Annotated in this window: 18 protein-coding genes and 1 pseudogene; 11 read left to right on the top strand and 8 right to left on the bottom strand. The window is 72.2% G+C overall.

Going from position 1 to position 18,428, the window contains the following annotated elements:
- Nucleotides 1-60 precede the first annotated feature (60 nt).
- From MED15_RS08315 to MED15_RS08295, 5 genes are all read left to right on the top strand, one after another.
- Entirely contained in the window at nt 61-813 is a 753-nt protein-coding gene (locus MED15_RS08315) for an NUDIX hydrolase (protein ID WP_112698762.1), read from the top strand.
- Nucleotides 810-1,778 (top strand): protein kinase family protein, encoded by a 969-nt coding sequence (locus MED15_RS08310; RefSeq protein ID WP_112735256.1) that lies wholly within the window; start codon nt 810-812, stop codon nt 1,776-1,778. The genes MED15_RS08315 and MED15_RS08310 overlap by 4 nt, the downstream gene beginning before the upstream one ends.
- Before the next feature lie 9 nt (nt 1,779-1,787).
- Entirely contained in the window at nt 1,788-2,747 is a 960-nt protein-coding gene (locus MED15_RS08305) for a hypothetical protein (RefSeq protein ID WP_112605704.1), read from the top strand.
- Complete coding sequence (locus MED15_RS08300; RefSeq protein WP_112735254.1) at nt 2,744-4,006, top strand: adenylosuccinate synthetase; 1,263 nt, start codon at nt 2,744-2,746, stop codon at nt 4,004-4,006. Before MED15_RS08305 ends, MED15_RS08300 begins: the two co-directional genes overlap by 4 nt.
- A gap of 160 nt (nt 4,007-4,166) precedes the next feature.
- Nucleotides 4,167-4,802, top strand: a complete 636-nt coding sequence (locus MED15_RS08295) for a DedA family protein (RefSeq protein WP_091396100.1) — start codon at nt 4,167-4,169, stop codon at nt 4,800-4,802.
- Between the two features lie 6 nt (nt 4,803-4,808).
- Here MED15_RS08295 and MED15_RS08290 read toward each other — a convergent pair whose 3' ends face one another.
- Together MED15_RS08290 and MED15_RS08285 are read right to left on the bottom strand one after the other, a co-directional pair.
- Nucleotides 4,809-5,450: a response regulator gene (locus MED15_RS08290; protein WP_112732983.1), complete on the bottom strand. Its 642-nt coding sequence runs from the start codon at nt 5,448-5,450 to the stop codon at nt 4,809-4,811.
- Nucleotides 5,447-6,598 carry a sensor histidine kinase gene (locus MED15_RS08285; protein ID WP_112732985.1) on the bottom strand — a complete coding sequence of 384 codons (1,152 nt, stop codon included), beginning with the start codon at nt 6,596-6,598 and terminating at the stop codon, nt 5,447-5,449. Before MED15_RS08285 ends, MED15_RS08290 begins: the two co-directional genes overlap by 4 nt.
- Before the next feature lie 170 nt (nt 6,599-6,768).
- On the opposite strand from MED15_RS08285, the gene MED15_RS08280 reads away from it, so the two are divergent.
- The gene (locus MED15_RS08280; protein ID WP_425271075.1) at nt 6,769-7,434 is read left to right on the top strand and encodes a DedA family protein; all 666 of its coding nucleotides are present in this window, start codon (nt 6,769-6,771) and stop codon (nt 7,432-7,434) included.
- Here the strand turns inward: MED15_RS08280 and MED15_RS08275 are convergent.
- Entirely contained in the window at nt 7,409-8,047 is a 639-nt protein-coding gene (locus MED15_RS08275) for a TetR/AcrR family transcriptional regulator (RefSeq protein ID WP_112586169.1), read from the bottom strand. The two genes, MED15_RS08280 and MED15_RS08275, sit on opposite strands and share 26 nt — an antisense overlap.
- 67 nt (nt 8,048-8,114) lie before the next feature.
- On the opposite strand from MED15_RS08275, the gene MED15_RS08270 reads away from it, so the two are divergent.
- The 3 genes from MED15_RS08270 (at nt 8,115) to MED15_RS08260 (ending at nt 11,543) form a co-directional block, all read left to right on the top strand.
- On the top strand, nt 8,115-8,567 hold the full coding sequence (locus tag MED15_RS08270) for an SCP2 sterol-binding domain-containing protein (protein ID WP_030332160.1): 453 nt from the start codon (nt 8,115-8,117) through the stop codon (nt 8,565-8,567).
- A 1-nt stretch (nt 8,568) separates the two neighbouring features.
- Nucleotides 8,569-9,783, top strand: a complete 1,215-nt coding sequence (locus tag MED15_RS08265) for an acyl-CoA dehydrogenase family protein (protein ID WP_112586166.1) — start codon at nt 8,569-8,571, stop codon at nt 9,781-9,783.
- 197 nt (nt 9,784-9,980) lie between these two features.
- Complete coding sequence (locus tag MED15_RS08260) at nt 9,981-11,543, top strand: AMP-binding protein (protein ID WP_112605723.1); 1,563 nt, start codon at nt 9,981-9,983, stop codon at nt 11,541-11,543.
- Between the two features lie 7 nt (nt 11,544-11,550).
- Here MED15_RS08260 and MED15_RS08255 read toward each other — a convergent pair whose 3' ends face one another.
- The 5 genes from MED15_RS08255 to MED15_RS08235 form a co-directional block, all read right to left on the bottom strand.
- A complete protein-coding gene (locus MED15_RS08255) occupies nt 11,551-12,372 on the bottom strand; it encodes a hypothetical protein (protein ID WP_112735252.1) in 822 nt (273 codons plus the stop codon).
- Entirely contained in the window at nt 12,365-12,886 is a 522-nt protein-coding gene (locus MED15_RS08250; RefSeq protein ID WP_112735250.1) for a SigE family RNA polymerase sigma factor, read from the bottom strand. Before MED15_RS08250 ends, MED15_RS08255 begins: the two co-directional genes overlap by 8 nt.
- 62 nt (nt 12,887-12,948) lie before the next feature.
- On the bottom strand, nt 12,949-14,199 hold the full coding sequence (purD, locus tag MED15_RS08245; protein WP_112586160.1) for a phosphoribosylamine--glycine ligase: 1,251 nt from the start codon (nt 14,197-14,199) through the stop codon (nt 12,949-12,951).
- Nucleotides 14,200-14,288: 89 nt separating this feature from the next.
- Nucleotides 14,289-15,218, bottom strand: coding sequence for a type IV toxin-antitoxin system AbiEi family antitoxin domain-containing protein (locus MED15_RS08240; protein WP_112698759.1), 930 nt, complete (start codon nt 15,216-15,218; stop codon nt 14,289-14,291).
- A 156-nt stretch (nt 15,219-15,374) separates the two neighbouring features.
- Nucleotides 15,375-16,664, bottom strand: a complete 1,290-nt coding sequence (locus tag MED15_RS08235) for an adenylosuccinate synthase (protein WP_112586156.1) — start codon at nt 16,662-16,664, stop codon at nt 15,375-15,377.
- A 124-nt stretch (nt 16,665-16,788) separates the two neighbouring features.
- Here MED15_RS08235 and MED15_RS08230 point away from each other — a divergent pair, with 124 nt between their 5' ends.
- Entirely contained in the window at nt 16,789-17,892 is a 1,104-nt protein-coding gene (locus MED15_RS08230; protein WP_112735248.1) for a diacylglycerol kinase family protein, read from the top strand.
- 93 nt (nt 17,893-17,985) lie between these two features.
- Nucleotides 17,986-18,428 (top strand): annotated as a pseudogene (locus MED15_RS08225) (chromosome partitioning protein); the annotation flags it as partial.

The following is an 18,428-nucleotide window of genomic DNA, read 5'->3' as shown; positions in this document are numbered from 1 at the left end:
CGCGCACTTCTGCGCTAGGTTGTTCTCACAGCGAGATGTTCTCAGAATGAGAGAGACGTGATGAACGAGCAGGAGTTCCTGGCCGCGTACGACCCCCGGGCCTATCCGTCGGTCGCCGTGACCGTCGACGTGGTGGCGCTGACCATCCGCGACGACGCACTGCACCTGCTGCTGATCCGGCGCGGCGAGGCACCCTTCGCGGGGCACTGGGCGCTGCCCGGGGGCTTCGTCCGCCCCGACGAGGACCTGACCGCTGGCGCCCGACGGGAGCTGGCCGAGGAGACCGGGCTCGGCGGCGAGGCGCTGCGCCGCGTACACCTGGAGCAGTTGGGCAGCTACGGCGCTCCCGACCGTGACCCGCGCATGCGGGTCGTCTCGATCGCCCACCTCGCGTTCGCCCCCGACCTGCCGGACCCGGCCGCCGGCAGCGACGCCGACGAGGCAGTCTGGCTGCCGGTGACCGCGTTGACCAGCCGACAGCTCGCCTTCGACCACGGCCGGATCATCGACGACGCATTGGAACGGGCCCGCTCCAAGCTGGAGTACACCCCGCTCGCCACCCGCTTCCTCGCCGCCGAGTTCACGATCAGCGAGCTGCGCGCCGTCTACGAGACGGTCTGGGGGCACCCGCTGCACGCCGGCAACTTCCACCGCAAGGTGCTCTCCGTGCCGGGCTTCGTGGAGAGCACCGGCGCCAGCACCGAGCGCGGTGGTGCCCGAGGCGGCCCGCGCGCCCGGCTCTACCGGGCCGGTGACGCCCGCCTGCTGCACCCGGCGCTGCTGCGCCCCGCCCGCGAGGAGACGGCGCGGTGAGGGCCGCGGAGGCCATTCGCCTGGTCGCGGCCGCCCGCACCGACGCGGACCTGTTCGGCGCCGACCAGCCCGCCCGCCGCTACCGCGAGCTGGTCGCGGCCCTGCACCCCGACCGCCTGCCGACCGACCCGGCGGTACGCGCCGAAGCCATCGACGCGTTCGTCCACGTCACCACACGGTGGCAGGCACGGCAGACCACCGTCCTCGGCAACTACCGGCTCGGCGCGCCGGCCCACTCGGGTGACCTGGCCGACCTCTACGACGTCGGCGAAGACCGGCTGCTCAAGCTTCCTCGACGGCCCACCGACAACGACCTGATGGCCCGCGAGGCGCATGCCCTGCGCACCATCGCCGAGCGCGGCGACCCGCGCTACCTGCCGTACGTGCCCCGGCTCGTCGACGAGTTCCGGCACCGGGACGCCGCCACCGGCGCGGAACGGCGGATCAACGTCCTCGCCGCCGCACCCGGCCTGCACGACCTTGAGGAGGTGCGGCGCGCATACCCCGACGGGCTGGACGCCCGGGATGTGGCCTGGATGTGGCGGCGGCTGCTGGTGGTGCTCGGCCTGGCCCACCGGGCGGGCGTGGTGCACGGCGCGGTACTGCCCCGGCACGTGCTGATCGAGCCGAACGCCCACGGCGTGGTGCTGATCGACTGGTGCTTCTCCGCGGCCGTCGGGAGCACGATCCCGGCGGTCGCACCCGGCCACGGCTGGGACCCGGAGGAAGTCCTCAAGAAGCAGCCCTCGGGGCCGGGCACCGACATCGCGATGGCCAGCCACTGCATGAGCTGGCTGATGGGGCCGCGCGTACCCCGCGAGCTGCACACCTTCGCGCAGGGCTGCCGGCAACGATCCCTGGACGCCCGCCCCGACGACGCCTGGCGCCTGCTGCGCGAACTCGACCAGGTGCTGGACCGGCTCTACGGGCCACGCACCTTCCGACCCTTCACCCTCACCCCCTAAGGAGCTGTCATGGGCAGTGGAATCTGGTCCACCGACGTGTACGACGCCGCCGACCGCTACCGCCGGTCCACCGGCAGGAGCGCCTTCTCCTACAGCGACAGCGGGGCGCGCACCGTGCACCCCGCGCTCGACCCCAGGGACGCGACCCGCGAGAGCCGCGACTCCGACGAGCACCCCCGGTCGACGCCCGTCGCGGTGCTCTTCGACGTGACCGGCTCGATGCGCACGGTGCCGCGGGTCCTGCAGACCAAGCTGCCGCAACTGCTCGGGCTGCTGCAACGGCAGGGCTACGCGAGCGACCCGCAGATCATGTTCGGTGCCATCGGTGACGCCACCTGCGACCGGGTGCCGTTGCAGGTGGGCCAGTTCGAGTCGGACAACCGGATGGACGACGACCTCGGCCGGATCGTGCTGGAGGGCGGTGGCGGCGGACAGATGAGCGAGTCGTACGAGCTGGCCATGTACTTCATGGCGCGGCACACAGTCACCGACAACTGGGAGAAGCGCGGCCGGCGCGGCTACCTGTTCATCATCGGCGACGAGCTGGCGTACCAGCGGGTGAAGGCCCGGGAGGTGGCCAGCCTGATTGGGGACGGCCTCTCCGAGGACGTGCCGCTGCGGCAGGTCGTCGACGAGGTGACCCGCCGCTGGGACACCTACTACCTGCTCCCCGCCGGCAGCCACTACGCCGGCAACGCCAAGGTGCTCGACTTCTGGCGGGACCTGTTCGGGCAGAACGCCGTGGTGCTCGACGACCTCGACGCGGTCTGCGAGACCATCGCGCTCACCATCGGCCTCGGCGAACAGGCCATCGACCTGGACGAGGGCCTGCGCGACCTGGACCGCGCCGGCTCCGGCGCCACCGGGACCGTGTCGAAGGCGCTGGCCCGCCTCGGCCGGGACCGGCGCGCCGAGGTGTCGACGCTGCCGGCGTTCACCGACACGGCCAGCGGGGTGACCCGGCTGTGAACCACGTGGCGGTGGTCGACCTCGGCTACGGCGACGCCGGCAAGGGCACTGTCGTGGACTGGCTCTGCGCCACCCGTCCCGTACACACTGTGGTCCGCTTCAACGGGGGCGCGCAGGCGGCACACAACGTCGTGCTGCGCGACGGGCGGCACCACACGTTCGCCCAGTTCGGCGCCGGCACGTTCCATCCCGGTGTGCGAACGCACCTGTCCCGGCACGTGGTGGTGGACCCGCTGGCGTTGGCCGCCGAGGCCGACCACCTCGCCACGGTCGGGGTGCCCGACGCGCTCGACCGGCTGACCGTCGACGGGGACGCACTGCTCGCCACCCCGTACCACCGGGCCGCCAACCGGGCCCGCGAGATCGCCCGGGGAGCCGACCGGCACGGCTCCTGCGGGCTGGGGGTGGGCGAGGCCGTCGCGTACGGTCTCGCCCACCCCGACGACGCGCCCCGGATCGCCGACTGCCACCACCCAGCGCTGCTGCGCCGCCGGCTGACCACGGTGCGGGACCGACTGACCGCCGAGCTGGGCCCGCTGGACGCGCCACCGATCGAGGACTGCCTGCCCGCGTACACCGGGTTCGCCGACCGGGTCGCCATCGTCGACGGCAGTTGGCTCGCCGGGGCGCTGCGCACCGGGACCTGCGTCTTCGAGGGCGCGCAGGGGGTGCTGCTCGACGAGTGGCACGGCTTCCACCCGTACACCACCTGGAGCACCACCACGTTCGCCAACGTCGACAGCCTGCTCGCCGAGGCGGGCCGGCCCGGCGACGTGACCCGGATCGGGGTGCTCCGCGTGGTCACCACCCGGCACGGGCACGGCCCGTTGGTGACCGAGGACCCCAGCCTGTCGTTCGCCGACGCGCACAACGCCACGAACCCGTGGCAGGGCCGGTTCCGGTTCGGTCACTTCGACGCGGTCGCCCACCGGTACGCCCTCGCGGCGGCTGGCGGCGTCGACGGCCTGGCCCTGACCCACCTCGACCTGGCCGGCCCCGACCTGCGGATCTGCCGCCGCTACGACACCACCGACCGGCTCACCCCGGGCCAGCCCGGTGACCTGGGCCGGCAGGCCGCGCTCACCGCCCGCCTGCTGCGTTCCCGCCCGGTGTACGACGAACCGCGGGAGGACTGGCCGGCAGCGGTACGCGCGGAGTTGGACACCCCGGTGGTGCTCACCTCGCAAGGCCCCACCTCCGACGACAAGACCCCACACGGCTCGCTGCTCGCCCCACCGGCCCTGGTCCGCACTGCCTGACCACCCCGCCCCAACGCGTCGATCTTGCACTTTCGGTCGCTGTTCTGCGGCTCTTGCAGAGTTTGGTTCGGGCACAAAGTGCACGATCGGCGCGGGGCGAGGTGGGGTTATCCAGCGGCTTCGGCCACCGGGCGGGTCGCACCCGGCGAGCATGGGGGGCATGGACTCCGCGCTCGACCTGCTCCGACAGCTGGTCACCTCACCGTGGGTGTACCTGCTGATCTTCGGGCTCACGGCGGTCGACGCGTTCTTTCCGGCCGTACCCGGCGAGGCGGCCGTCATCACCGCCGCCGTGCTCTCCACAAGCGGAAATCCCAAGCTGGCGGCGGTGATCGTCGCCGCCGCGCTGGGCGCCTGCGCCGGTGACCACGTCTCGTACGCCATCGGGCGCGGTGGCGGCGCGAGACGCCTCGCCGGGTTTCCCGATGGCAGCCGCCGACGTGCCAGCTCGGAGTGGGCCCGGCGCGCGCTGAACCGGCGCGGCGGGCTGATCCTGACCACCTCCCGGTATCTGCCGGGCGGGCGGACCGCCGTCACCCTCACCATGGGCGCGGTGCGCTATCCCCGCCGGTCGTTCCTGCTGTACGACGCGATCGCGACGGTCACCTGGGCCCTGTACTGCGGGCTGCTCGGCTACTTCGGTGGGCTGGCCTTCGAACGGCACCCCGTCAAGGGCGTCCTCGCCGGGATCGGCCTGTCGGTGATCGTCACGCTGGGCATCGAGGGCATCCGTTGGCTGCGGCACCGGGCGCGCCGCCGCGCCGCCGCCACCACCGATCGGGCCGGGTCGACCTGACACCCGTCACAGCAGGTCGGCGTCGTACACCAGGATGGCCAGCTGCACCCGATTGCCCGCGTGGAGTTTCGCCAGTGCCCGGCTGACGTGTGCCTTGACGGTGGCCTCGCTCATCGTCATCCGCCGGGCGATCTCCGCGTTGCCGTGCCCGCGCGCCACCTCCCGGACGATCGCCAACTCCCGCTCGGTCAGCGGTGCGAGTCGCTCACGGGCCGCGTCCCGGCGGGCCGGACCACGCTCGGCGAACGAGCTGATCAAGCGCCGGGTCACCGTCGGGGCGAGCATGGCGTTACCGGCGGCCACCGTACGAACGGCGGCGGCCAACTCGCGGGGCGGGGTGTCCTTGAGCAGGAAGCCGACCGCGCCGGCCCGCAGCGCGCGGTGCACGTACTCGTCGAGGTCGAAGGTGGTCAACATGATCACCTTTGGGCCGACGGCGACCACGTCAGGCGCCACGGTCAGCCCGTCGACGCCCGGCATCCGCACGTCGAGCAGCACCACGTCGGGGCGTAACCGCTGTGCCTGCTCCAGCGCGCCGGCGCCGTCCGCTGCCTCACCGACGACAGTGATGTCCTCCGCCGCCTCAAGGATCAGCCGCAGCCCGGCCCGAACCAGCTGCTCGTCGTCGACCACCACCACCCGGATCACGCCGCACCCGCCAGCGGGATCAGGGCCCGGACCAGGAAGCCGCCGTCCACGGGAGCTGCCTCCAACCGGCCGCCGAGCAGCTCCACCCGCTCACGCAGCCCGAGCAGCCCCTGCCCGGCACCCGGCAGCGTCGACCCGCCCTCGGACGGGCCGTTGCGGACCAGCACCTCCAGCCCGTCGGGCAGGTAGCGCAGGCAGACCGTCGTCTCGGCGTCGGCCGCGTGCTTGCGCACGTTGGTCAACGCCTCACGGACCACCCGGTACGCGGTACGCCCCAGCGTCGCCGGAAGGATCGCCGGCACACCCTCGTCCTGTCGGGACACCCGCAGCCCGGCGGCACGGGACTCCCCGATCAACTCGTCCAACGTGTCGAGCCCCCGCTCCGGTGTCACGGCCGGGCCGGCCTGGCGCAGCACACCCAGCACCTCGCGCAGGTCGGTGAGCGCCTGCCGGCCGGTCGTCCGGATCAGCGCGGCGGCCTCGACGGTCGCCGGGTCCACGGCGGTCACCTCCAGCGCCCCGGCATGCACCACCATCAACGAGACCCGATGCGCCACCACGTCGTGCATCTCCCGGGCGATCCGGGTCCGCTCCTGGGCACGGACCCGGTCGGCGCGGGCCTCCTGCTCGCGTTCCAGCCGCTCGGCCCGGTCCCGCAGAGCGGCGAGCGTGTCCTGACGGGCCCGCACCCAGAGGCCGAAGACCAACGGAAGCCCCACCAGACAGGCGGCGAGCAGCAGCACGTTGCCGGTGCTGGCGGTGGTGATCCGGCGTACGCCACCCACCGCCAGCCCGACCAGCACCCCACCGGTCAGCACCACTGCCGCCCCGGCGAGGTAGCCGGCGAGTTGGCGACCTCGCAACCGCAGACCCGCCTGGTACGAGGCCAGCACCCCGGCGGCCGCAGCGGCGAGCACCAACCAGCCGACCGCCGCGGCCAGGAACAACGGCCAGCGGCGGGTCCGGACCGTGCCGGCTGCCCACGCCGAGCCCAGTGCGATCAGCAGCACGACCACGCTCGGCAGCGGCGAGCGGACCCCGATGTCACCGGTCGCGCTGGCCCACACGGCCGCGGCGACCAGGACAGCGAGCAGCGGCGGGGCGTACCGATGGACGACCCGCCGGAGGGCGACGGCGCTGGAGGCCACGCAGCGAGCCTAGGGCTCAGCCGACGCATGGGGCCGCCCCGCAGCGCCGTACCCGGGTGAGGTGGGGGATGACCCCGATGCACAGTCCGGGCCGGCCGCTACCTAAGTAGTGCCGCTCACCTGACCACTGGCCGATGTCGGGAGCCGCCGCCCCGACCAGCATCGGGATCATGGATCTGCTCGACCTGCTGCACGACACGATGTCCTCGCCCTGGGTGTACCTGGCGATCTTCGCGATCGCGGTGCTCGACGGCTTCTTCCCGGTGGTGCCGAGCGAGACGGCGGTGATCACCGCGGGGGTGTTCGCGGCCTCCGGAGCGCCGTACCTGCCGGCGGTGATCCTGGTGGCCGCCGCCGGGGCGCTGGTCGGCGACCACGTCTCGTACGCCATCGGGCGGGGTGGCGGCACCCGGCTGCTCGACCGGCTGCCGCCCGACGGTCGACGCCGAGCCGCCATCGACCGGGCCCGTCGGGGGATCGCCACCCGGGGCGGTCTGATCCTCACCGTGGCCCGCTACATTCCGGGCGGCCGGACCGCTGTCACCCTCACCATGGGGGCGGTGCGCTATCCACGGCGACGGTTCCTGGCCTTCGACGCGCTGGCCGCCGGCTCGTGGGGGCTCTACTCGGCGCTGGTCGGCTACCTCGGCGGGCTGGCCTTCGAGCAGGACCCGCTGCGTGGTCTCCTGCTCGGTCTGGGCCTCGCCCTGACGGTGACGGTGGTCGTCGAGTTGGTGCGCTGGCTCCGCAACCGCCGCCGTACGGCGCGGGCCGGTGAGCCGGGCACCGACGCGCTTCCCGCCGGGGCCGTCAGTCGGCCGGCGGACGCCAGGTGACGCCGTGCAGCAGTTGGGCGGCACCGAGCCAGGCCACGTTCATCATCCGGGTGGCCGTCTTCTCCGGGTCGGCGTCCGGGTGGTCCGCGAGCCAGTCGGCCAGCGACTCGGTGGCGCCGACCAGGGCGTACGCGACGACCTCCAGGTCGATGGCGGCGATCTCGCGGCCCTCGGCGCGCAGCGCGTGGTCGAGCATGCCGGCCACCACCTCGACCAGCCGGGCCCGCATGGTGGCCAACTCGCCGGCGAACGGCTGCTCGCCCCGGGCCTGCCGGTAGAGCACCGCCCAGCCGTCCCGGTGGGCGCCCACGAAGCCGAAGAACGCCCTCAGCCCGCGCCAGAGCCGCTCGTCGGCCGGCAGGTCGGGGGCCGCCGCCCCGGCGATGGCCTGCATCATCCGGGTGCCCTCCCGGTGCAGGCAGGCGACGAAGAGCTCCTCCTTGGTGCCGAGGTACGCGTACACCATGGGTTTGGAGATGCCGGCGTCCTCGGCGATCTCGTCCATGCTGGCGGCGTGGAAGCCTCGTCGGGAGAAGACCTTGACGGCCGCGTCGAGCATCTGCTGCTCGCGGACGGCGCGAGGCAGGCGCTTGAATGCGGGGACGCTGGACACCTTGCGAGCATACCTACTCGTGCGTAGGGTTACGCGCGAGTAGCCAATCTTCCGGAAGGCGCACCTGATGACTGACTTCGACCCGGCCACCTTCGCCAACGTGGGCCCCAAGGAGTTCGCCCAGCTGGTCAAGTCCACCCCGGACGACAAGATCGCCCAGGTGATGTCCGGCGACATGCGCGACAAGGTCCTGGGCGAGGTGTTCGGCCGGATGCCGTCGCTGTTCCGCGCGGACCGGGCCGGTTCCACCAACGCGGTCATCCACTGGATCATCACCGGTCGCCCCGACGGCGGCAGCGACACCTACGAGGTGGTCATCGCCGACGGCACCTGCGTCGTGAACGAGACCCCGCAGCACGACCCGAAGCTGAGCCTCACCATGGGCCCGGTCGAGTTCCTGAAGATCGTCTCCGGTGGCGCCAACCCGGTGATGATGTTCATGACCGGCAAGTTGAAGGCGAAGGGCGACCTCGGCCTCGCCGCCAACATCGCCAACCTGTTCGACATCCCCAAGGCCTGACATGGCTGAGTTCTCGCTCGACCTGAACGAGGAACAGCGGGATCTACGCGACTGGGTGCACGGCTTCGCCGCCGAGGTCGTGCGCCCAGCCGCCGCCGAGTGGGACGAGCGCGAGGACACCCCGTGGCCGGTGATCCAGGAAGCCGCCAAGGTCGGCCTCTACGGCTTCGAGTTCCTCGCCACCTGCTGGGCCGACCCGACCGGGCTCTCCCTGCCTATCGCCAGCGAGGAACTCTTCTGGGGTGACGCCGGCATCGGCCTGAGCATCTTCGGCACCTCGCTCGCCGTCGCCGCCATCTACGGCGCCGGCACCCCCGACCAGATGGTCGAATGGGTGCCGCAGTGCTTCGGCGACGTCGACTCGCCGGCCGTCGCCGCTTTCTGCACCAGCGAGCCGGAAGCCGGCTCCGACGTCGGCGCGATGCGCACCCGGGCCGTCTACGACGAGGCCACCGACGAGTGGGTGCTCACCGGCCAGAAGGCGTACGCCACCAACGGCGGAATCGCCGGAGTGCACGTGGTCACCGCCTCCGTCGACCCCGCGCTCGGCTCCCGGGGTCAGGCGGCGTTCGTCGTGCCACCGGGCACCCCCGGCCTGGCCGCCACCCGCAAGCTGCGCAAACTCGGCCTCCGCGCGTCACACACCGCCGACGTCTTCCTCGACGGGGTACGCGTACCCGGCCGCTGCCTGCTCGGCGGACGGGACGCCCTGCTGGAACGCCTGGACCGGGCCCGCTCCGGTCAGCGGGCCACTGGACAGGCCGCGATGCGCACCTTCGAGCTGTCCCGGCCCACAGTCGGCGCCCAGGCGCTCGGCGTGGCCCGGGCCGCCTATGAGTACGCCCTCGACTACGCGAAGGACCGGGTCCAGTTCGGACGCCCGATCATCGAGAACCAGGCGGTCGCGTTCGCGCTGGCCGACATGCGGATGGAGATCGACGCGGCGCGGCTGCTGGTCTGGAGGGCCTCGTGGATGGGCCGCAACAACCGCCCGTTCACCGCGGGCGAAGGGTCGATGTCCAAGCTCAAGGCAGGCGAGGTGGCCGTGTCGGTCACCGAGAAGGCAGTGCAACTGCTCGGCGGAGCCGGCTTCCTGCGTGACCACCCGGTCGAGCGCTGGTACCGGGACGCCAAGATCTACACCATCTTCGAGGGCACCTCGGAAATCCAACGACTGGTCATCTCCCGGGCGATCTCCGGGATGCAGATCCGCTGACCGCCGTCGGCCCAGCCCCTCCTCGACCGGGGTCGGGCCGACGGTGGCCCGGATTCCACGATCTGTGCCGTCTTTGTCACCCCACGCCGACGTCAACTGGGCCTTCAGCCGCGCCCAGTGCATGATCAAGGAAAGAAGCCCTGATGGACGGGCCGGCAGCCGCCCCGTCCGCGCACCACCCCGAGGAGGTCTGCGGCATGGACCTGCCGTTCATCGTTGCCACGCTGACCCGTCGCGGGCTGCTCACCCCCGGTAGCCCGGTCCGGGTCGCCTCGCAGCTCAACGCGTTGCGGACGTGGGGGTGGAGCCTGGCGGGCGAGCTACGCCAAGCAGCCGCCCGGGACCCGGGCCGTCCCGCCGTCATCGACGAGAACGGCGTCGAGCTGACCTACCACGACCTGCTCGACCGGGCCGAACGGATGGCCCGCTCGATGCGGGCCGGGCTCGGCGTACAGGCCGGCGACCGGATCGGCGTGCTCTGCCGCAACCACCACGGGCTGATCGAAACGATCGTCGCCGCCACCCTGCTCGGCGTCGACGCGGTACTGGTCAACACCGGGCTCAGCGCCGCCCAGCTGGGCACCGTCGCCGAGGAGCAGCGGCTGCGGCTCCTCGTGCACGACGACGAGTTCGCCGAGCGGGTCCTCGGCCTCCCCGCCGAGCTGCCCCGGCTCGACGAACGCGCCCGCGAGGAGTTGGTGGCCGGGGCACTGCCGGGTGACCTGCACCCGCCCGAGCGCGACGGCCGGATCATCGTGCTCACCTCCGGCACCACCGGTACGCCCAAGGGCGCCCGCCGGCCGACGCCCAGCGGCTTCGGCCCACTGGTGTCCATCATCGACCGCATCCCCCTGCACGCCCGGGACCGGGTGATGATCGCCGCGCCGATCTTCCACACCTGGGGATTCGCCGCTCTCCAGGTCTGCCTGGCCCTACGGGCCACCATCGTGCTGCACCGCCGCTTCGACCCGGCCGCCACGCTCGCCGCCCTGACCGCGCACCGGTGCGACGCGCTCTTCGCCGTACCGGTGATGGTGCAACGGCTGATGGAGGTGCCCCCGCCGGACCCGCGCCCCCCGCTCACTGTCGTCGCGGTCAGCGGCTCAGCCCTGCCCGGCGGGCTGGCCCCGAAGTTCATGGACGTCTACGGCGACGTCCTCTACAACCTCTACGGGTCCACCGAGGTCTCCTGGGCCTCCATCGCCGGCCCGCAGGACCTGCGTCAGGCACCCACCGCCGCTGGTCGTCCGCCGCACGGCACCCGACTGGAGCTGCTCGACGACGACGGCCAACCCGTACCGGACGGACGGGTCGGGCGGATCTTCGTCGGCAACGAGATGCTCTTCGAGGGCTACACCTCAGGTGCCAGCCGGGAAACCCACGACGGCCTGCTCGACACCGGCGACCTCGGCCGGCTCAACGCCGACGGGCTGCTCTTCGTCGACGGCCGGGCCGACGACATGATCGTCTCTGGGGGCGAGAACGTCTTCCCGTCCGAGGTGGAGGACCTGCTCGCGCAACTGCCACAGGTCCGCGAGGCCGCCGTGATCGGCGTGCCCGACCCCGAGTACGGCCAGCGCCTCTCCGCGTTCCTCGCCCTGCACCCCGGCGAGACCCTCGACCCCGAGGCGGTCCGCGAATACGTCCGGCACTTCCTGGCCCGGTTCAGCGTCCCCCGAGACGTGATCTTCGTGAAGTACCTGCCCCGCAACGCCACCGGCAAGGTGCTCACCCGAGAACTGCGCCGCTACTACGGCTGACCGCCGTTCACGGATAGAGGGTCAGACCCGGCGCCCGCGCCAGTTCGACGAGCTCCTGCGAGGTCAGCAGCGCCTCGCGGGCAGCCCGGTCGACCGGACCGCGGTCCCCGTAGAGGAGGTTGCCAACGCTGACCGTCACCGACGTGCCGTCCACCCGCATGAGCCGCACCCAGCGCAGAGTGCCCCCGGCCGGGTCCGTACTGGTGCTGAGCATCACCCTCCCGTCGTCGTCCAGCCCGAGCACCTCGCAGTTGCGAGGGTCAGGCGCGCCCACACAGTCCGCCTGCGCTTCGGCTCCAGTGGGGTGCACGGCGACCTTCAGATGGCTGTGCCGCCCGTCGCGGCTGAGAGTCGCGATCGTCTCGTACTGCCGGTATGGAGGTTGATACGCGAACTGCGGCCGATCGCACTCGGGCACCGTCCCGGTCACCGTGAGGTTCGTGGGCACGGTGGTGGCCAGCGCCGCCCGCAGCGCCGCAGTCAGCCGAGGCACGCCCGCCTCCGAGGACTCCGTCGGACGTGCGCGCACCGTGTCGTACGTCTGCAACGATGGCTCCGGCCCGCTGGGCGACGGGATCGGTGCCGCGCAGAGCGACCCGTCACCTGACTCGGAACTCATCGGCGGCAGGGCCATCCCGCCCGGTCCCGGTGCGGCTACCAGGGTCGGCACCGCGACGGCCGCGACGGCCGCGGCCACCCCGGTGCCGGCCAACGTCCACGCTCGGTGTCGACGGCGCTGCCGGTCGGCGGCGATCAACCCGTCCAGATCGATCCGGCTCGGCGGCGACCCGGCCACGGCGTCCCGGAAATGCTCCGTCAGCTCATCCATCGGTCCGTACCTCCTCGACTCGAGTCGGCACGTCGACGAGGCGACCACGCAGCGCCTCGATCGCGCGAGCCGACTGGCTCTTCACGGTGCCGGCGGTGCAACCCAACTCGCGGGCGGTCTCCTCGACGGACAGGTCACAGAAATAGCGCAGTACCAGGACCGCCCGACGACGCGGAGGCAGCTCGGCCAGCAGAGCGAGGATGGTCAGTCGGTCGGCAGCGCCGTCCGTGCCGCCGGCCGCAGCCGCCTGTTCCGGCACCTCGGCCCAGGCGGCCTCACGTCGCCACGGCCGGCGCCGCTCGTCCAGCCAGACCCGCAACAGGGTCCGCCGGACGTACGCGTCCGGGTTGTCCATGGCGGACACCCTCGGCCAATGCCTGAGCAGCTTGACCAGGGCCGTCGACACCAGATCGTCGGCCGTGTGCCAGTCGCCGCACAACAGGTACGCCGTGCGGCGCAACGACTCCAGCCGCGCGCCGACGTAGTCGCGGTAGCCCTCGACATCAACCGGCATCCGCCGCCACCCCCTCGTCTCACTGAGCAAACGGAGACGAGGCGGGCCGAGGTTGCCCGGGTTCAGCCGGGAATCGTGATCCGATCCTCGATTGCGGCGGCGGCGATGTCGGTGCGGTGCTGCGAGCCGGCCAGCTCTACCCCGTCCACCAGCGCGTACGCGGCGTCCCGCGCGGCAGCCAGGTCGGCGCCGGTGGCCGTACCGCAGAGGACCCGGCCGCCGGCGGAGAGCAACGCGCCGTCGCTGGCCCGGCGGGCGGTGCCCGCGTGGATGATGCCCGGACGGTCCGCACCGGTGATCACGTCGCCGGTGCGCGGCGCGGCCGGATAACCCGCCGAGGCAAGCACCACGGTCACGGCGCTGCCGTCCCGCCATTGCAGCGGCGGGTGCTCGGCCAACGTGCCGGTGGCCGCCGCGTGCAGCAACCCACCCAGCGGGGTCTCCAGCAGCGCGAGCACCACCTGGGTCTCCGGGTCACCGAAGCGCGCATTGAACTCGATCACCCGAGGGCCGGCGGCGGTGATCGCGAGCCCCACGTAGAGCAGGCCGGCGAACGGCGTGCCCCGGCGACGCATCTCCGCCAGCGTCGGGTGGACCACATCGCGCATCACGTCGTCGACCAGGCCGGACGGGGCCCAGGCCAGCGGCGCGTACGCCCCCATGCCACCGGTGTTCGGCCCGGTGTCGCCGTCACCGAGCCGCTTGAAGTCCTGTGCCGGCACCAGCGGCAACGCCGCCTCGCCGTCGGTGACCACGAAGAGGCTGACCTCCGGGCCGTCGAGGAACTCCTCGACCACGACACGTCCACACTCGTTGGCGTGCGCCAACGCGGCGGCCCGGTCGTCGGTCACGACCACGCCCTTGCCGGCGGCGAGCCCGTCGTCCTTCACCACGTACGGCGCGCCGAACTCGTCCAGCGCCCGAGCGGTGCTCTCCTCGTCCGCGCAGACGTACGCCCGTGCGGTCGGCACGCCGGCGGCGGTCATCACGTCCTTGGCGAACGCCTTGGAGCCCTCCAGTTGGGCGGCCGCACCGGATGGACCGAACACGGCGATGCCCTTGGCTCGTACCGCATCGGCGACCCCGGCGACCAGCGGCGCCTCGGGCCCGACCACCACCAGGTCAGCCGCCACCTCCACGGCCAACGCCGCCACCGCGGCCGGATCCGTCGGAGTGACCGCTCGCAGCTCAGCCACGCCAGCGATCCCCGGATTACCCGGTGCCGCAATCAGCGCGGAAACACCCGAATCCGCCACCAGGCCAAGCGCAAGCGCGTGCTCCCGCCCACCACCACCCACCAAAAGAACCCGCACGCCCGAGATCCTACTGTCCCCCTCCCCCACCCTGTTGATCATGAGGTTGACGGGCCATCTGGTGATCCACTGGCCAGTCAACCTCATGATCAACGGGTGCGAAGGGCTGCGATCGCTTGGCGGACGGTGTGGGGGATGTAGGTGGGTTGGAGGGTGTCCTGCCAGGTGAAACGGAGGATGGTCCAGCCGGCGTTGACCAGGCGGTTCTGGCGACGGCGGTCGGCGTAGGCGGCCTCCGGGGTGCCATGCGCGTCTCGGCCGTCCGCTTCGGCGATCAGCCTTGGGCCGCGCCAGCCCAGGTCGCCAATGCCGAGCAGATAGCCGTCATCGTCGCGCACTTCCAACTGCAGCGTGTCCGGCGGAACTCCCCCGTCAACGCATCGCAGTCGAGAGCGAGTCTCCAGTGGCGACTGTGCCCGGCCATCCGCCTCAGCGAGGTAACCGCGTGCTGCGACCGCACCACGTCGGCCTCGAATCAGGGCTGGAATGGTTGCTAGGCATTCGGGTGTGAGTAGTCCCCGATTGAGGGCGGAATCGAGCACCGCGACCGCCGCGTACCGGCACTCCCGCAGGATGATCTCGGAAACGGTCAGCCGTGGCTCCGTAGCCGCGATCCCGTTCACCCGCGCCACCGCGCCCAGAGGGTGTTCGATCTGGTGCAGCACGATTGCGGGGTCCGACACCCGCGCCAGCTTTGCCGCCCTGCCCGGCAGCGCCACATGGATCTCGTCCCGACGCGGCAGTCCGGCGATGCCGTACAACTCGGCCGCGGTGCCGAACACCGCATGAGCCGCCGGGCCTAGCGAGAGAACGGCAGCACGAATGCGACACCGACGAGCAGGTGGGTCACCGTACGGGCCGCGCGTCAGATAGACCGCTCGTGCAAGTGCTCGCCAACGACCAACAGCTACCAGATGGTCGATTTCGTGCCGGCTGAAGCCGGCTCCAAGCGCTTGCGCTCGGGTGATCAGGCCATCCTGCGTGGCAGCAACCGAGCGAACAAACTCTGCGCGATCCACACAGCCCACGCTGACCGCTCCACCAGCCAACCACCAGCCCTGTGGATAACCCTGTGGACAATGGTGCCCACCATCTCAATGATCATGGGGTTAACGGGACTCTGGTAGATCGAATAGCCCGTTAACCCCATGATCACCGCAGTGATCGGGTGGGGGTTAGGGGAGGAGGGGGTGGAGGACTACGTTTTCTTCTCGGCCTGGGCCTACGCCTACGACGCTCACCCTCGTGTTGCAGAGTTCTTCGACCCTCGCGATGTAGCGGCGGGCGTTCTCCGGGAGGTCGTCGATGGTGCGGGCCTTGGTGATGTCCTCCCACCAGCCGTCGAGTTCCTCGAAGACGGGCTTGGCGTGGTGGAAGTCCGTCTGGCTCATCGGCATGTCGTCGACCCGGACGCCGTTGATCTCGTAGCCGACGCAGATCGGCACCTTGGGCAGGCCGGTGAGCACGTCCAGCTTGGTGATGACCAGATCGGTGACGCCGTTGAGGCGGCAGGCGTACCGGGCGACGACCGCGTCGAACCACCCGCACCGGCGCTCCCGCCCGGTGGTGGTGCCGTACTCCGCGCCGATCTTGCGCAGGTGGTCACCGTTGGCGTCGAACAACTCGGTCGGGAACGGCCCGGCACCCACCCGGGTGGTGTACGCCTTGCTCACCGCGATGACCTTGGTGATCGCGGTCGGCGGGATGCCCGCGCCGACGCAGGCACCACCGGCGGTCGGGTTGGACGAGGTCACGAAGGGGTAGGTGCCGTGGTCCATGTCGAGCATGGTGGCCTGGGCGCCTTCCAGCAGCACCGTCTCGCCCCGGTCCAGGGCGTCCCAGAGCATCGCCCGGGTCTCCGCGATGTACGGCTTGAGCCGCTCCGCGTACGCCAGGTACTCCTCGACGGTCGCCTCAAGGTCGATCGCCTTGCGGTTGTAGACCTTGAACAGGATCTGGTTCTTCTCGCGCAGCGCGAGTTCCAGCTTCTTGCGCAGGATGCCCGGGTCGAGCAGGTCCTGGAGGCGGATGCCGATCCGAGCGACCTTGTCGCCGTACGCGGGGCCGATGCCGCGGCCGGTGGTGCCGATCCGGGACGAGCCGAGGTAGCGCTCGATGACCCGGTCCAGCGCCCGGTGGTGCGGCATGATCAGGTGCGCGTCACCGGAGATCCGCAACCGGGACACGTCGACGCCGCGCTCCGCCAGGCCGTCGATCTCGGCGAGCAGCACCTTCGGGTCGACCACCACACCGTTGCCGATGACGATCATCGCGTCCGGCGAGAGCGCGCCGGACGGCATCAGGTGCAGCGCGTACTTCTGGCCGTCCGGGGTGATCACCGTGTGCCCGGCGTTGTTGCCGCCGGAGTAGCGCACGACGTAGTCGACCCGCTCACCCAGCAGGTCGGTAACCTTGCCCTTGCCCTCGTCGCCCCACTGAGCGCCGATGAGCACGATCGCTGGCATCTTTTCCGCCTCCAGAAGGCTCGGGTGCCAGGTGGCGACCGCTCGGCGAGCCCGGGGTGTCAGGTTAACAAGTAGTGACGGCGTGGCCGGCAGGGGTCGCGTCGAGAGGCAGGAGGCTCCTTCCGTGTACGACGTGGTGCTGCTCACCCTCGGTTCGGAGCGGGACGCTCCCGGGGGCTGTGGCAGCGGTGGAGCCTGCTGCGGCGGCGCGACCGGGGCCGACACCGTCCCGACGAGCCAGACCGACTCCGGCCAGGCCAACACCGACCAGGCCAGCAGCAGCCAGACCGACTCCGGCCAGGCCAACACCGATCAGGCCAGCAGCGGCCAGACCGACATCGAGCAGTGCGCGACGGAACGGCCACGGGTGCCGGTGCTGGCTTGCGCCGACGCGCTGAACGCCCGGGGCGCCCGGGTGGAGACGGTCACCGCCCGCTCCGACGCGGAAATCGACGCGGTGCTGGCCCGGCTCGACGGCCCGGCCCGCCCGGATGGCCTCACCTGGCCGGACCCGGACAGCAAGACCCGGCTGATCGTCGCCACGGCCAGCGACGGGCAGTTACGCGCCGTGCTGCGCCGACTGGTCAAGCGGTACGCCCCGGCGCCGAGCAAGCGCCCGGCGGATCTGCCCGGCAACCGGACCCTGCCCGACCTGCCGCCGGTGGCCGTACTCCCGCTCGACCCGGCCCGTGGCGGCACCCACCGGGACCTGGCCGCGCAGCTCGGGCTGCCCCGTGACCCGGCGGCGGTGGCCGCCGCGGTGCTGGACGGCACGCCGCGCCGGCTGGACCTGCTGCGCAACGACGGCGGCTCGGTGACCCTGGACGGCGCGCTCCTCGGCGCTGCCGACGACGCCGGCCGGCCGCTGCACTGGCGCGCCCGGGTGGAGGTCGACGACACCATCCTCACCGACGGTACGGAACCGCTGCTGGCCTGCGCGGTCGGCAACGCCGGCGGGTACGCGACGCTCAACGACGTGACGCTGCTGACCGCGCCGGACCCGGGCGACGGCCAGGTCGAGGTCGCGGTGGCCGTGCCGGTGGTCGTCCGCTCGGCGTGGGGGCGCAAGCGGGTACGCCTCGAAGTTCGGCGGGCCCGTGGGCGGGCGGTGTCGGTGCTGCCCAGGGAGGGCAAGGTGCCGTACCTCGACGATGGTGTCGAGGGCGAGCTGACCCGTAAGCGTTCCTGGTGGGTCGAGCCGGGCGCCTGGGCGGTCTGGTCGATCTGACCTGGACCGGCACCGACCGGCCGACCTGCCTGCGCCGATCGGCCCTGCTGGGCGATTGGGCCTATCCTCGCAGGAGGACTGGGGAGGGCCGTAATGGACGAGAACGCCGACCGGGCGCAGGTGCCCGGCCAGCAGCCGGTGCCGGAGCGGGACGTCGAACCACTCTGGCCGCCGGATCCGGGCGACCGGGGCGCGGTGCCGCCGTGGGCTGCGGTCGCCGAGCAGCGGGGTGGGCCGTCGTCGGTCACACCACCGGTCACGCCACCGGTGGCCGCGCCGCCGATCGGGCGACCGCCGGTTCCCGGCCAGCCCGGCGCTGCGGCCCAGTCGCCGCCTTCGCCGTCGGACTACCCGTCGCTCACCGGCGCCGTCCCGGCGCCCGGGGGGTGGGGGCCAAGCGGCCCGTCCGGCGCGGGGTCCGGTTGGGCACCGGCGCAGCCGAGTTGGCCGCCGCCGACCGGCCCGGCCGCCGCGTCACCGCCGAGCACCCCGGCCGCCACCTCACCGCCGACCGGCCCGGCCGCCGCGTCACCGCC

The organism is Micromonospora noduli, from assembly GCF_003264475.1.
Taxonomy (GTDB): domain Bacteria; phylum Actinomycetota; class Actinomycetes; order Mycobacteriales; family Micromonosporaceae; genus Micromonospora; species Micromonospora noduli.
Note: the sequence above shows the minus strand (reverse complement) of the source record. Positions and strands in the feature narration are given on the sequence as shown.

Bases quoted from the DNA above. Each gene is read 5' to 3' on its own strand.
- MED15_RS08315 (WP_112698762.1), top strand. From the start codon at position 61: ATGAACGAGCAGGAGTTCCTGGCCGCGTACGACCCCCGGGCCTATCCG.
- MED15_RS08305 (WP_112605704.1), top strand. From the start codon at position 1,788: ATGGGCAGTGGAATCTGGTCCACCGACGTGTACGACGCCGCCGACCGC.
- MED15_RS08295 (WP_091396100.1), top strand. From the start codon at position 4,167: ATGGACTCCGCGCTCGACCTGCTCCGACAGCTGGTCACCTCACCGTGG.
- MED15_RS08280 (WP_425271075.1), top strand. From the start codon at position 6,769: ATGGATCTGCTCGACCTGCTGCACGACACGATGTCCTCGCCCTGGGTG.
- MED15_RS08270 (WP_030332160.1), top strand. From the start codon at position 8,115: ATGACTGACTTCGACCCGGCCACCTTCGCCAACGTGGGCCCCAAGGAG.
- MED15_RS08265 (WP_112586166.1), top strand. From the start codon at position 8,569: ATGGCTGAGTTCTCGCTCGACCTGAACGAGGAACAGCGGGATCTACGC.
- MED15_RS08260 (WP_112605723.1), top strand. From the start codon at position 9,981: ATGGACCTGCCGTTCATCGTTGCCACGCTGACCCGTCGCGGGCTGCTC.
- MED15_RS08255 (WP_112735252.1), bottom strand. From the start codon at position 12,372: ATGGATGAGCTGACGGAGCATTTCCGGGACGCCGTGGCCGGGTCGCCG.
- MED15_RS08250 (WP_112735250.1), bottom strand. From the start codon at position 12,886: ATGCCGGTTGATGTCGAGGGCTACCGCGACTACGTCGGCGCGCGGCTG.
- MED15_RS08235 (WP_112586156.1), bottom strand. From the start codon at position 16,664: ATGCCAGCGATCGTGCTCATCGGCGCTCAGTGGGGCGACGAGGGCAAG.